12 protein-coding genes and 1 tRNA gene are annotated in these 13,782 nt (G+C 73.6%); 10 read left to right on the forward strand and 3 right to left on the reverse strand.

Features of this window, described 5'->3' with window-relative positions:
* The 8 genes from LQ326_RS12795 (at nucleotide 1) to LQ326_RS12830 (ending at nucleotide 8,237) form a co-directional block, all read left to right on the forward strand.
* On the forward strand, nucleotides 1-2,274 hold the full coding sequence (locus LQ326_RS12795) for an SDR family oxidoreductase (RefSeq protein ID WP_234535822.1): 2,274 nt from the start codon (nucleotides 1-3) through the stop codon (nucleotides 2,272-2,274).
* A gap of 4 nt (nucleotides 2,275-2,278) precedes the next feature.
* A complete protein-coding gene (locus tag LQ326_RS12800) occupies nucleotides 2,279-3,967 on the forward strand; it encodes an MFS transporter (protein ID WP_234535824.1) in 1,689 nt (562 codons plus the stop codon).
* A 2-nt stretch (nucleotides 3,968-3,969) separates the two neighbouring features.
* On the forward strand, nucleotides 3,970-4,425 hold the full coding sequence (locus LQ326_RS12805) for an acyl carrier protein (protein WP_234535826.1): 456 nt from the start codon (nucleotides 3,970-3,972) through the stop codon (nucleotides 4,423-4,425).
* 8 nt (nucleotides 4,426-4,433) lie between these two features.
* Nucleotides 4,434-5,264, forward strand: coding sequence for a 4'-phosphopantetheinyl transferase family protein (locus tag LQ326_RS12810; protein WP_234535828.1), 831 nt, complete (start codon nucleotides 4,434-4,436; stop codon nucleotides 5,262-5,264).
* A gap of 103 nt (nucleotides 5,265-5,367) precedes the next feature.
* Entirely contained in the window at nucleotides 5,368-6,879 is a 1,512-nt protein-coding gene (locus tag LQ326_RS12815; protein WP_372496823.1) for an acyl-CoA carboxylase subunit beta, read from the forward strand.
* Nucleotides 6,876-7,130 (forward strand): acyl-CoA carboxylase epsilon subunit, encoded by a 255-nt coding sequence (locus LQ326_RS12820; RefSeq protein WP_234535831.1) that lies wholly within the window; start codon nucleotides 6,876-6,878, stop codon nucleotides 7,128-7,130. Before LQ326_RS12815 ends, LQ326_RS12820 begins: the two co-directional genes overlap by 4 nt.
* A 194-nt stretch (nucleotides 7,131-7,324) precedes the next feature.
* Complete coding sequence (locus LQ326_RS12825) at nucleotides 7,325-7,921, forward strand: nuclear transport factor 2 family protein (protein WP_234535834.1); 597 nt, start codon at nucleotides 7,325-7,327, stop codon at nucleotides 7,919-7,921.
* A 4-nt stretch (nucleotides 7,922-7,925) separates the two neighbouring features.
* Nucleotides 7,926-8,237 carry an acyl carrier protein gene (locus LQ326_RS12830; protein ID WP_234535836.1) on the forward strand — a complete coding sequence of 104 codons (312 nt, stop codon included), beginning with the start codon at nucleotides 7,926-7,928 and terminating at the stop codon, nucleotides 8,235-8,237.
* A gap of 430 nt (nucleotides 8,238-8,667) precedes the next feature.
* On the opposite strand, the gene LQ326_RS12835 is transcribed toward LQ326_RS12830, so the two are convergent.
* The 3 genes from LQ326_RS12835 to LQ326_RS12845 all read right to left on the reverse strand — a co-directional run bounded on the left by LQ326_RS12835 (nucleotide 8,668) and on the right by LQ326_RS12845 (nucleotide 9,604).
* Entirely contained in the window at nucleotides 8,668-9,126 is a 459-nt protein-coding gene (locus LQ326_RS12835) for a type II toxin-antitoxin system VapC family toxin (protein WP_234535838.1), read from the reverse strand.
* Nucleotides 9,116-9,385: a type II toxin-antitoxin system Phd/YefM family antitoxin gene (locus tag LQ326_RS12840; RefSeq protein WP_187828868.1), complete on the reverse strand. Its 270-nt coding sequence runs from the start codon at nucleotides 9,383-9,385 to the stop codon at nucleotides 9,116-9,118. Before LQ326_RS12840 ends, LQ326_RS12835 begins: the two co-directional genes overlap by 11 nt.
* Before the next feature lie 146 nt (nucleotides 9,386-9,531).
* Nucleotides 9,532-9,604, reverse strand: a tRNA-Arg gene (locus LQ326_RS12845).
* Between the two features lie 321 nt (nucleotides 9,605-9,925).
* On the opposite strand from LQ326_RS12845, the gene LQ326_RS12850 reads away from it, so the two are divergent.
* Together LQ326_RS12850 and LQ326_RS12855 are read left to right on the forward strand one after the other, a co-directional pair.
* Nucleotides 9,926-11,533, forward strand: a complete 1,608-nt coding sequence (locus LQ326_RS12850) for a dynamin family protein (protein ID WP_234535840.1) — start codon at nucleotides 9,926-9,928, stop codon at nucleotides 11,531-11,533.
* Between the two features lie 48 nt (nucleotides 11,534-11,581).
* Nucleotides 11,582-13,651 (forward strand): YfjP family GTPase, encoded by a 2,070-nt coding sequence (locus LQ326_RS12855; RefSeq protein ID WP_234535843.1) that lies wholly within the window; start codon nucleotides 11,582-11,584, stop codon nucleotides 13,649-13,651.
* The last annotated feature ends 131 nt before the right edge of the window (nucleotides 13,652-13,782 follow it).

A 13,782-nucleotide genomic window follows, 5' to 3' on the forward strand; every position in this document is an offset into this window, starting at 1 on the left:
ATGGCCGGTGCCGACGCGGTCGACACGCACGTCCTGGTGGTCGGCGCCGGACCCGTCGGGCTGATGCTCGCCGGTGAACTGCGCCTCGGCGGCGCCGACGTGACCGTCCTGGAACGGCTGGCCGCCCCGACGACGGAGTCGCGGGCGTCCACCCTGCACGCCCGGACGATGGAACTGCTGCGGCAGCGCGGCCTGCTGGACGGGCCCGGCGGTCTCAGCGACCCCGAGGCGCCGCCGAACGAGCCCCGCGGCCACTTCGGCGGCCTCCCCCTCGACCTCACCCTGCCCAGCAGCCATCCCGGGCAGTGGAAGGTCCCGCAGACCCGCACCGAGGAACTCCTCGGCGCCTGGGCGGCCCGGCTCGGGGCGCGGGTGCTGCGGGGCCATGAGGTGCTGGAGCTGGCGCAGGAACCGGACCGGGTCCGGCTCGTCGCAGAACACCACGGCGTCCGCCGGGAGTTCGCCGCCCGGTACGTCGTCGGCTGCGACGGCGAGCAGTCGGCCGTACGACGCCTCGCGGGCATCCCCTTCCCCGGCGACGACGCCGGACGGGAGCTGATCCGCGCCGACGTCGACGGCATCGACATCCCGAACCGGCGGTTCCAGCGGCTGCCGAACGGGCTCGCCATCGCCGCCCGGCGCGGCGACGGTGTCACGCGGGTGATGGTCCACCGGTTCGGCACCCCGCCGCGCACCGCGCGGACCCGCTTCGCCGACATCGTGACCGCCTGGCGGGACGTCACCGGCGAGGACATCGCCCACGGCACCCCGCTGTGGGTGAACTCCTTCGGCGACGCCTCCCGGCAGGCCGAGCGCTACCGCGCGGGCCGGGTGCTGCTCGCCGGCGACGCGGCCCACCAGCAGATGCCGATCGGCGGCCAGGCCCTCAACCTCGGCCTCCAGGACGCCGTGAACCTCGGCTGGAAGCTCGCGGCCACCGTCCTCGGCCGCGCCCCGGCGGGGCTGCTGGACACCTACCACGACGAACGGCACGCCGTCGGCCGCCGCGTCCTGTCCAACATCCGCGCCCAGGCCCGGCTGCTGCTCGGCGGGCCCGAGGTGGAGTCGCTGCGCTCGGTCGTCGGCGAACTCACGTCGTACGACAAGGTCCGGGCCCACCTCGCCGGGATGATCAGCGGCCTCGACGTGCGGTACGGGGCCGCCGAGGGCGACGAGGCCGCGCTCACCGGCTCCCGGCTGCCCGAGCTGCGGCTCGACTCGGGGGCGAGCACGGCCGAACTGCTCCGCCCGGCCCGCGGGTTGCTGCTCGTGACCGACCCGGCGTTCGCCGCGGCGGCGGAGGGCTGGTCGGCGTCGGTCGACACCGTCGTCACCCGCCCCACCGGCCCCCTCTCGGGCCACACCGCCGTGCTCGTACGACCGGACGGATACGTCGCCTGGGCCGGCGACGGCGCGGCCGGCCTGCTCCCGGCCCTGACCCGCTGGTTCGCACCCGACCCGCGCCCCACCACAACCCTCCACCCACCACAACCGACCGTCAGGAGAAGGAAGATGGGCAACCTGACCGGAAAGACCGCGCTCGTCACCGGCGCCAGCCGGGGCATGGGCCGGGCCACCGCCGAACGGCTCGCCGCCGACGGCGCGCTGGTCGCCGTGCACTACGGCAGCAGCGCGGACGCCGCCGCCGAGGTGGTCGCCGGGATCGAGAAGGACGGCGGGCGGGCGTTCGCCGTCGGGGCCGAACTGGGCACGCCCGGTGACGTCCACGAGCTGTTCCTCGCCCTGGAGGCGGGACTCAAGGAGCGCACCGGCGAGACCGAGCTGAACATCCTGGTCAACAACGCGGGCGTGATGGGCGGCGTCAAGGCCGAGGACACCACCCCCGAGCAGTTCGACCGGATCTTCGCCGTCAACGCCAGGGCGCCGTTCTTCGTCATCCAGCGGGCGCTCGCCAACATGCCCGACGGCGGCCGGATCGTGAACATCTCCTCCGGCCTGACCCGGTTCGCCAACCCCGACGAGATCGCCTACGCCATGAGCAAGGGGGCCGTCGAGCAACTCGCCCTGCACTACGCCAAGTTGCTGGGTCCGCGCGGGATCACCGTCAACAGCGTCGCGCCCGGCATCACCCGCAACGGCAACCCGCTGTTCGACATCCCCGAGGCCGTCGAGGCCATGTCCGCGCTGTCCGCCTTCAACCGCGTCGGCGAGCCACAGGACGTCGCCGACGTCGTCGCCTTCCTCGTCTCCGACGACGCCCGCTGGGTCACCGGCTCCTTCGTCGACGCGAGCGGCGGCACGCTCCTCGGGTGACGCGGTGACCAGGACCCTTCCGCCACCGGTCGCGGCCGGCCCGGACGAGCGGTTCGGCCCCCGGCTGTGGGGGCTGCTGCTCGTCCTCGCCGGCAACATGCTCATCGACGCGCTGGAGGTGTCCGTGGCGGTGGTGGCGCTGCCCGCCATCGGCACGGACCTGGGACAGCCGCCGACGGTCACCCAGTGGGCGATGACCGGCTTCGCGGCCGGCTTCGGCGGCCTGCTCCTCTTCGGCGCCCGCGTGGTGACCCTCCTCGGCCGCCGCCGCGTCTACCTGGCGGCCCTCCTCGCCTTCGCCGCCGCCTCCGCGCTCAGCGCCCTCGCCCACGACCCCTGGCTCCTCCTGGCCACCCGCGTGCTCAAGGGCTTCTGCGCCGCCCTGACGGCCCCCACCGGCCTGGCGATCATCACCAGCACCTTCCCGGAGGGCCGCCCCCGCTCCCGGGCGGTCTCCGTCTACACCCTGTTCGGCGCGGGCGGCTTCACGGCGGGGCTGGTCCTGTCCGGCTGGCTGACAGAGACGTCCTGGCGCTGGGCCTTCGCCTTCCCGGCGCCGGTGGTACTGCTGCTGTTCGCGCTCGGGCTGCGCCTGGTACCGGGGGAGACGCCGGGCTCCCCGGACGGAGTCGGCCCGGGCGCTCCGAGTGGGGGCGAGGTGAGCGCCCCAAAGGGAACCGGCACGAGCGCTTCGAGTGGGGGCGAGGTGAGCGCCCCAAAGGGAACCGGCACGAGCGCTTCGAGTCGGGGCGAGGCGAGCGCCCCAAGGGGGCGCGGGGCTGTGTCGGACATGCGGCTACCGCCGCGTGGGCGCGATCAGCCCCCACGGCGCCGCACTTGTACCACGACGGCCCGCCGTTACGACATCCCCGGCGCCCTCACCTTCCTGGGAGCCCTCCTCGCCCTCGTCCAAGGCATCACCCAACTCCCCACCCACGGCTGGAGCGACCCGAGAGCCCTCGGCCCGCTCTGCACGGCCGCCCTGTTACTGCTGGCCTTCTGGCAGATCGAGCGCCGGTCCGCCGACCCCCTGCTGAACATCGGCCCCTCGCTGCGCCGCAACCCCGCCCTCATCCGCTCCGCCGTCGGCGCCGCCTGTCTCAACGGGGCATACCTGGGACTCCTGTTCGTCCTGACGTACCAGACCCAGACCCTCGTCGGCTGGTCCCCCCTGCGCACCGCGCTCGCCCTGCTCCCGGCCGCCGCGCCCCCGGCGCTCACCGCGCCGGCCGCCGGCCGCCTGGTCGCCAGGTTCGGCGCCCCGCGCCTCATCGTGGCCGGCGCCGCCTGTGCCTTCGCGGGCTGTCTGCTGCAACTGCGCCCGCACGCATGGCCGTTGGACTACCCGGGCCGGATGCTGCCGACGCTCCTCCTGATCGGCGCCGCCTTCGTGCTCTCCTTCGCCGCACTCAACATGCAGGCGATGTCCCGTCTCACTCCCGCCGACCGGCTCACCGGCAGCGGCCTGTACCAGACGGCCGTACAGCTCGCCGCGCTCCTCGCGGTCGCGCTCGTCGCCGCCCTGCTCGCCGCCCACGCGCCGGCGCCCGGCGCGGGTCCGGCCGCCGCGGCCGCCGCCTGCCGGCCGGCGCTGACCCTGGTCGCCGCCCTCGGCTTCCTGGGCCTGCTCGTCGGCCTCACCGGCCTGATCCGCACCCCACCCCCACCCTCCTCACTCCACCACGGGGAATGACCATGGACCAGACAACCCAGACCTGGGTCTTCGACGACCTGGACGACGACGAACTCGACGACTTCGACTACGAGTTCGAGCACGACCAGATCGTCGAGGTGGTGCCGCCCAGCCTCACGCACCTCGCCTCCGTCGGCCTCGCCGAACGCACCCGGCTCATCGACGCGTACGTCCGCGGCGAACTCGCCCGGGTGCTGCGGGTGGCCCCGGAGAGCATCGACACCGTGGGCCGCCCGATGAACAGCCTGGGCATCGGGTCCATCACCGGCCTGGAACTCCAGCGCCGGATGGAGGCCGCGCTCCGTGTCGACGTCAACCTGAACCGGCTGCTGCGCGCCAACAGCGCCGCCGAACTGGTCGACTGCCTCGCCGGACAGCTCGGCCCGGAGGACAGCCCGCACAAGCACGCCGGCCGCGACGAGCACCACCTGGTCGCGCACGTGCCGAGCCCGAGGTGATCGGGCAGATGCCGGTCCTGGAGTCCGGGACGGCCCCCCGCACCGCCGGGCCCGGACGGCCCGCGGCCGGGCAGCTGGACGTCTGGCTGGTCCGCCGGGCCGCCCTGGAGAGCGCGGCCGAGTTGCTCGACCTGTCCGAGCTGAGCGAGCCGGAGCGCCGGCGGACCGCGTCCTTCGTCCGGCCCGCGGACGGGGTGACGTACGCCTCCGCGCATGTCGCCCTGCGCCGGCTGCTCGGCGCCTATCTGGGGCTGCCCCCGCAGGACGTGCCGTTCGTGCGGGAGCCCTGCCCGGGCTGCGCCGAGCCGCACGGCCGGCCGGCGGTCGCCCACCCCGACCCGCCGCTGCACTTCTCCCTCGCGCACAGCCACGGCATGGCCGTGGTCGCCGTCTCCCGTACGGTCGTCGGCGCCGACGTGGAGCGGCTGCCGCGCGCGGAGACCGTCGAGGTCTGCACCCCGGCACTGCACCCGGGGGAGCAGGCGGAACTGGCCGCGCTCGGCGACGCCGGGGAACGGCGCGCGGCCTTCGGGCGGCTGTGGACCCGCAAGGAGGCCTACCTCAAGGCGCTCGGCACCGGGCTCTCCCGCGACCCCGGCCGCGACTACCTGGGCGCCGACCCGGACCGCAGGCCGGCCGGCTGGACGCTCCTCGACCTGCCGTCCGGGCCCCGGCACAACGCGGCCGTCGCGGTGCGCGGCGGGGCGCCCGACCAGGTCACCGTGCGCTGGGTGCCGCCGACCGCGCTGTACGCGGGCGAGACGGTCGACCTGGACGCCGACGGGACGGTGGGCGTGCCCGTGGGCGTGACCACCCGAGTATCCGACTGGGGAGCGTGACCCGCCAATGTCACTCGAACAGCAGACCGACCGCCTGAGCCTGCACGACCGTGAGCACCGCGGTCAGTGGACCGCCGCCGAGCGCATCGAGGAGCTCGGCCTGATGAAGGAGGCCGCCCGGCACGGCGATCCGCTCGCCACCGAGCGCCAGCACGCCAAGGGCAAGCTCACCGCGTACGAACGTATCGAACTCCTGCTCGACGAGGGGTCGTTCAACGAGGTCGAGATGCTCCGCCGGCACCGCGCCACCGGCTTCGGCCTGGAGAAGAAGCGGCCGTACACCGACGGCGTGATCACCGGCTGGGGCACGGTCCACGGCCGTACCGTCTTCGTCTACGCGCACGACTTCCGCATCTTCGGCGGCGCCCTCGGCGAGGCCCATGCCCAGAAGATCCACAAGATCATGGACATGGCCATCGCGGCGGGCGCACCCCTGGTGTCCCTCAACGACGGCGCCGGCGCCCGGATCCAGGAAGGCGTCTCCGCCCTCGCCGGCTACGGCGGCATCTTCCAGCGCAACACCCGCGCCTCCGGGGTGATCCCGCAGATCAGCGTGATGCTCGGGCCGTGCGCGGGCGGCGCCGCCTACTCGCCCGCCCTGACCGACTTCGTCTTCATGGTGCGGGACATCTCCCAGATGTTCATCACCGGCCCCGACGTGGTGAAGGCGGTGACCGGCGAGGAGATCACCCAGAACGACCTCGGCGGCGCCGACGTCCACGCCGGTGCCTCGGGCGTGGCCCACTTCGCCTACGACGACGTGCGCAGCTGCCTGGAGGACGTGCGGCACCTGCTGTCGCTGCTGCCGTCCAACAACCGTGACCTGCCGCCCCGTTCGGTGACCGCCGACCCGGCCGAGCGCCGCACCGACCGGGTGCTGGAACTGGTCCCGGACGACCCCGGGCGGGTCTACGACATCCGGGCCGTCATCGAGGAGATCGTCGACGACGGCGACTACTTCGAGATCCAGCCCGGCTGGGCCACCAACGTGGTGTGCGCGCTGTCCCGGCTGGACGGCGAGGTCGTCGGCCTCGTCGCCAGCCAGCCCGCCTCGTTCGCCGGGGTCCTGGACATCGACGCCAGCGAAAAGGCGGCGCGGTTCGTGCAGTTCTGCGACGCCTTCAACATCCCGCTGGTCACCCTGATCGACGTACCGGGCTTCCTGCCGGGCGTGGACCAGGAGCACAACGGCATCATCCGGCGCGGCGCCAAGCTGCTCTACGCGTACTGCAACGCCACCGTGCCGCGGATCTCCCTGGTGCTGCGCAAGGCCTACGGCGGCGCCTACATCGTCATGGACTCCCGGTCCATCGGCACCGACCTCGCCCTCGCCTGGCCGTCCAACGAGATCGCCGTGATGGGCGCCGAGGGCGCGGCGAACGTCATCTTCCGCCGGGAGATCGCCGCCGCGGACGACCCCGAGGCCACCCGCGCGCAGAAGATCAAGGAGTACCAGGCGGAGCTGATGCACCCCTACTACGCGGCCGAGCGCGGCCTGATCGACGATGTCATCGACCCGCGTGAGACCCGCTCCACCCTGATCCGCGCCCTCGCGATGCTCCGCAGCAAGCAGGCCGACCTGCCGTGCCGCAAGCACGGCAACCCGCCGCAGTGAGCGCGCCGGAGCGCGCGAAGGGCCCGGGCGGGGCGGACGGTGCCCTGGTCATCAGGGTCGTGAAGGGGCAGGCGAGCGCCGCCGAGCTCGCCGCCCTCACCACCGTCCTGCTCGCTCGCGCTGCCGCCCTCGCCGCGGTTGACCCCTGCCCCCTGGAGTCCCGCCCGGTGGCCGCCTGGCGCCGCCCGGAACGCCTGGCAACCCACCGCGACCCCCGCGGCTGGCGCGTCACCGGCGGCCGAGCGGCCTGACCGGCGGGCCGTGCGGCCTGACCGGCGGTCGTGCGGCCTTACCGGCGCCTCATGCCGTGTTACCGGCGCTCATGCCGCTTCACCGGTGGCCTGGCCCGGACGGCTTGACCGGCGGCAGGACGGCATGACCGGCGGTCGGACGGCTGACCGGCCCCCTCGACCGAATCCCCGACCGAATCGGAGTCACGGACCCCATGACCTCCCCGCCCCTCGACCGCGTCGACACGCTCTCCGCCCTGCACTCCGAACTCGACTCCCTGCGCTCCGAACTCGACTCACTGCGGGCCGACTTCGGGGCTCTCGCCGACCGTGCGGCGGTCGCCGAACTGATCGACCGCTACATCACCCTGCTCGACACCCAGGACGACCACGGCTTCGACCCCGCCTGGCCGGCCACGGTCTTCACCCCGGACTGCCGCCTGGAGTTCCCGGTCGGCGCCGTCGAGGGCCGGGACCAGGCCGCCGCCTTCCACCACGACCGCAAGTCCCGCTTCGCCCGCACCCACCACCTGGCCGCCAACTACGGCATCCACGTGTCCGGGGACACCGCCCGCGTCCGCGTCCACCTCATCGCGTCCCATGTGCACCACGAGGACGGCCCGGACCCGGACGGCCGTTTCGACATCGGCGGCTACAGCGAGGGCGAGGCGGTCCGCACCCCGGGCGGCTGGCGGCTGCACCGCTGGCGGTTCCGGCTGCTGTGGTCCGACGGCGCCGGCCCCCGTCCCGGCCCCGACCCCCGCGAACTGCGCAGTTCCCAGCCCCGACCACGCCACCCGAAAGGACGATGAGACAGTGTCAGGCATACCGGCCATCAGCGCGCTGAACCTGGGCGCCCTGCGCGACACCTCCGGCGACGACCGCCGGGCGGCATTCGAGACGTTCCTCTGCCGGAACCTCGCCCAGCACCTGGACATCCCCCCGGCCCACCGCATCGCCCGCGACCGCCCCCTCTACACCCAGGGCATCGACTCCCTCACCGCGCTGACCCTCCAGCGCACCCTGGAGTCGGCCCTGAACATCCCGGTACCGGCCCACCACCTGCTGCGCGAGCAGTCGGTGGGGGAACTGGCCGCGATCCTGAGCGATCTGGTCGGCCGGAGCTGAGCCCCGGAAGGGCGCCACCGGTGGCCGAGCCCGGTGCCACCGGTGGCCTCTGGCACCCGGCGGCTGTGACAACGTTGTCCGCCGTCCCGCGGCGACGGGTCCATGCGTTGCTGTGGCCGGATGTGATCCGTCTGCCGGCGGTGGCCGCGCTCCCCGAGGCGCTGCGGACGGCGGCGGCCGAACGGTTTCCGCCGACCGGATCCCCGCTGCGGCAGGGGAGGGGGAGAGCGCCCCCGGCAGGACTCGAACCTGCGGCCAAGCGCTTAGAAGGTGTCAGGGGCTGAGCGGTGTGCTCACCTGCGTCTTCGCTGGTCGCTCGCGAACGAACGCCGTCAAAGCGCTTGGTCTCGTCCGGGGGACCCTTGGCCGACTGCCGTCCATCGTGCCTTCGTACCGGCTGATGGGGACAGGGCGAAGACACGTTCGCGGCCTACCGGTCGTGCAGGATCTCGGGCCGGGTGACGGGCACGATGGTGACCAGGTCGTCGAGGCCCTTGAAGTCGTCGGGGTTGGTGGTGAAGAGGGGGAGTTGCTCGGCAGCCGCGGTGGCGGCGATCATCAGGTCGGCCATGCGTCGACGGGGCTTGCGTCCTGCGGAGACAACGGCGGCGCAGATTCTGCCGTAGAGGCGGGCGGCCTCCACGTCGAAGGGGATGGGGTCGAATTCGTTCTCGGCGCGCTGCAGGACGTCCATGCGGCGGGCCCGCTCGGCATGTTCGTCGTAGTCGCTCTGCTCGCCGGTGCCGCGCACCTGGTGGGGCCCAGCCGAGAGTTCCGCGAGAGTGATCGCGCTGATGGCCATCTCGGCGGGCAGTTCGCCGGCGTCGATCCACTTGCGCAGGATCATGATGTTGGTGTCGAGCAATCCCTGCTCGTGCTCAGCGGGCATACGGGTCGTCCAACTCCTGCTCGACGACGGCGTCCTGGTCGTCGCGGAAGGCATCCAGTGAGATGTCGGGGGCGGTGCGTGACATGGCCGCGAACTCGGCACGGGGAACGAAGCGGCGACGGCCGCGGAGCGGGATCAGTTCGCCGACACGGTGTCCGTCGCGGGTGACGGTGAACGCCTGTCCTCCCTGGACCGCGTCCATGATCTCTTTGGAGCGGGTGCGCAGATCGCGCTGAGTGATCTCCGGCTGCGCTGTCATGCTGTCCACGATAGCGAAGGTGTGCTACTCGGTGCTACACCGTTACTCGCGATCGTGGATAGATTGAAGGCGCTTGCTCATGGAGCGATGTGCATCCGGGACACGAAAAAGCCCCCCACGCGTTCCCGCAGGTGAGGGGCCGTGCGCGCCCCCGGCAGGACTCGAACCTGCGGCCAAGCGCTTAGAAGGCGCCTGCTCTATCCACTGAGCTACGGGGGCCGGCTGTGCTGGCCTCGTACGTACTGCCCTGGTGGGGGCGGGTCCGTGACGTTGCCGGGGACAAGGATAGGACTTGCTGATCCGTGCCCCTGCTGCTTCGCCTCCGTGGCTCAATGTGGAGGTTCAGTGAAGCGGTCCTGATAATCGCAGGCAGGTACGAATCGTGCATCGCTTTTGGCGCCCGGCGCACCGGGTGTTGTGCACTCGTTATGCCTGGACTGTGCCTCCGTCCCGGTCGCCCCTTCCGCCCGTTGTGTCCTGTCGGCGCGCAGACATGTCTATATGCTTCAGAATTCCCCTAAAATTGGGCATTCTTCGCATGTGGTGACCTTGGACGTACGGCCTCAGCTGCTCGACACACTCTCCGCCCTGCGCGACCGTGTCGCTGCCGCACGCTTCCCGCTGCCCCTGGCGGGGGCTCCACGCGCGCGTGCCAACCGCGACGAACTCCTCGCACAGCTCGACGATTATCTGGTGCCCCGCCTCAGAGAGCCCGAAGCGCCTCTTCTGGCCGTCGTGGGCGGCTCCACGGGCGCGGGCAAGTCGACCCTCGTCAACTCACTCGTGGGCCGCCGGGTCAGCGAGGCGGGCGTGCTGCGGCCGACCACCCGCACGCCGGTCCTGGTCTGCCATCCGGAGGACCATCACTGGTTCAGCGGCATGCGCGTGCTGCCCGACCTCACCCGCGAATGGGTACCGCACCAGGAGCCCCGCGACGATCTCCTCCTCCCCGGCGAGAACCCCGGGCGCGTGCTGCGCATCGAGACCGCGGAGAGCATCCCCCGCGGCCTCGCCCTGCTCGACGCCCCGGACATCGACTCCCTGGTCGTCGACAACCGCGTCCTCGCCGCCGAACTCATCTGCGCCGCCGACATCTGGGTGATGGTGACCACGGCCGCCCGCTACGCCGACGCCGTCCCCTGGCACCTGCTGCGCACCGCCAAGGAGTACAAGGCCACCTTGGTGACCGTCCTCGACCGGGTCCCGCACACGGTCGTCTCCGAGGTCTCCCGGCAGTACGGCGCCCTCCTCACCAAGGCCGGACTCGGCGACGTACCCCGGTTCACGGTGCCCGAGCTGCCCGAGTCGGCCTGGGGCGGCGGGCTGCTCCCGGCCACCGCGGTCGCCCCGCTGCGCGCCTGGCTCCTCCACCAGGCCCAGGACCCCGGCGCCCGCAGCCACACCCTGGCCCGCACCGCCCACGGCCTCCTCGACTCCCTCAAGGCCCGCATGCCCGAGCTGGCCGGTGCCGCCGCCGCCCAGTACGCCGCCGCGCTGCGCCTGACCTCTGCCGTCGACACGGCCTACGACAGCGAGCACGCGCGCGTGCGAGGACGCCTGCAGAGCGGAGCCGTCCTCGCCGGCGACGCCCTCAAGCGCTGGCGCGCCTACCCCCTGGACTGCACCGCCGGTGAACTCCTGGACGCCCTGGCGGAGAGCCTCGCCGCCCTGCTGCTGTGCGCCGTCACCGCCGCCGACGAACGCGTCGACGACGCCTGGCGGCGCGAGCCGGCCTCCGCCGCCCCCGGACTCGCCGACCGCGACCCCTCCCTGGAGAGCGCCGAGCACCGCATCGGCCTCGCCGTCCGGCGCTGGCGGCGCGAGCTGGAGGAGTACGCCGAGGACGAGGTGCGCGAGCTCGACCGCAGCGTCGCCCCGGACTCCGAGGCCGTCGCCGCCCTGGTGGCCACCGCGCTGCTCGGCGGACGGCGTACCAGGGCGGCGGGGGAGCGGCTCGCCGAGCGCATCGGCGCCCACGGCGCGCTGCGGCTGCGCGACCGGGCGGGACGGCTGCTCAACGAGCACGTGGACCGCGTCCTGTACGCCGCACGCGAGCGCCGCCTCGCCCCGCTGGACGCCCTCGACGTGCACCCCGAACCCCAGTCCGAACTCATCGCCGCCCTGTCCGTCCTGCAGAAGGAGAGGTGACCGGTGACCGCCGTCACTGACCACGACCACACGGATCACATGAAACGCATGGATCACACCAGTGACTACACCGGTGACCACGCCGACGGCTTCGAGACCGGCCTGACCGCGGCGGACTCCGCACCGGACGCCGTACGGGAGTCCGTACGGGCACGTGTCCCGGACGGTGACCAGCACCGGGACGGGGCCGAGGGGGCGCCCAAGGAACCCAAGGGGACCAAGGCGCCCGCGGACACCGGCAAAGCCACCGAGCGCCCCCGGGTCCCCGAAGCCGGCGGATCTCCGCAGGCTCCCGAGGCTGCCGAAGCCGCCGCCGGAACCGAGAACGTGCCGCACGCGCGCGTGCGGGACCAGCAACGGGAGCCGGCCGAAGACACCCCGCCCGCCGACGACGATCAGGCCGCCGCCGCCGCCGACGACGACGACGTGTGGGACGACGGCCTCATCGCCCGCCGCGTCACCGAGACCGCCAAAGCCGCCGTCCCCGTCCTGGAGACCCGCGGCCCCGGCGCCCCGGCCCCCGCCCCGCTCGCGTACGACGGCCCGCTGCGCTCCCGCCTCGACGCACTGCGCGAACTGGTCGGCCTCTCCCGCACCCGCCTCGACAGCAACACCCTCGCCGAGGCCGGCCGGGTCCTGGACGAGGCGGCCAACCGGCGCCGGCTCTCCGGCCAGCACACCGTCGTCGCCCTCGCCGGCGCCACCGGCAGCGGCAAGTCCCAGCTGTTCAACGCGCTCGCCGGAGTCGCCATCTCGGAGACCGGGGTGCGACGGCCCACCACCGCCGCGCCCATCGCGTGCAGCTGGAGCGACGGCAGCGCGGCCCTCATCGACCGGCTCGGCATCCCCGGCCGGCTGCGCCGCCGCCCCGTGCACAACCCGGAGGCGGACGCGCAACTGCGCGGCCTGATCCTGATCGACCTGCCCGACCACGACTCGGCCGCCGTCCAGCACCGTGAACAGGTCGACCGGATCCTGAAACTGGTCGACGCGGTGATCTGGGTCGTCGACCCGGAGAAGTACGCCGACGCGGTCCTCCACGAGCGCTATCTACGGCCCATGGCCGGCCACGCCGAGGTCATGTTCATCGTCCTCAACCAGACCGACCGGCTGCCCGGCGAGGCCAGGGACCAGGTCCTGGACGATCTGCGCCGGCTGCTCGACGACGACGGCATCGCGCTCGGCGAGTACGGCGACCCCGGCGCGACCGTGCTCGCGCTGTCCGCGCTCACCGGCGACGGCGTCGGCGAACTGCGCGATGTGCTCGGCCAGTTCGTGTCCGAGCGGGGCGCGGCCGCGCGCCGTGTCGCCGCCGACCTGGACGCCGCCGCGGCCCGGCTGCGCCCGGTCTACGCCACCGGGCGGCGCGCCGAGCTCAGCGAGGAGGCGCGCGACGAGTTCGCGGCGCGGCTCGCGGACGCGGTCGGCGCCACCGCCGCCGGCGAGGCCGCCGAACGGGCCTGGCGGCGCAACGCCAACCGGGCCTGCGGCACACCCTGGCTGCGGTTGTGGCGCTGGTACCAGAAGCGCGGCGAGCCGCCCACCGGGCGCCTGCGGAAGGCCCAGCCGGAGGAGGAGGCCACGGCGCGGCAGCGCGTCGAGCAGGCGGTGCGCACGGTCTCCGAGCGGGCCTCGGCCGGGCTGCCCGCCCCCTGGGCGCAGGCGGTGCGCGAGGCGGCCGTACGCGGTTCGCAGGGTCTTTCGGAGGCGCTCGACGAGCTGGCCGCACGGGCCGGACTGCCGCCGGGGCGGCCACCGCGGCCGGGCTGGTGGCCGGTGGCGGTGCTCGCCCAGGCCGCCATGACGCTGCTCCAGGTGCTCGGCGGGCTGTGGCTGGTCGGGCAGATCGCCGGAGTGATGGCGCCCAACCTGGGCGTTCCGGTGCTGCTGATGATCGCCGGGATCGTCGGCGGACCGCTGGTCGAGTGGGGCTGCCGGATCGCCGCCCGCGGACCGGCCCGCCGGTACGGCCTGGAGGCCGAGCGCCGGCTCCGGGAGGCGGCGGCCGGCTGCGGACGGGCCCGGGTGCTGGACCCGGTGGCGGCGGAACTGCTGCGCTACCAGGAGGTACGGGAGCAGTACGGGAGGGTGACGCGAGTGGGCGCCGGAGTGAGGTGACGCCGGGTGGGCGTCGGAGTGAGGTGACGCGGACGGTGCCGGGATCGGGTGTCGCGGGCGGCGCCGGTGCCGGGGCCGGGTGACGCGGACGGATCGGGGACGGGTGACGCGGACGGGCCTGGGTGGGGTCA

The organism is Streptomyces shenzhenensis, from assembly GCF_021462265.1.
Lineage (GTDB): Bacteria > Actinomycetota > Actinomycetes > Streptomycetales > Streptomycetaceae > Streptomyces > Streptomyces shenzhenensis.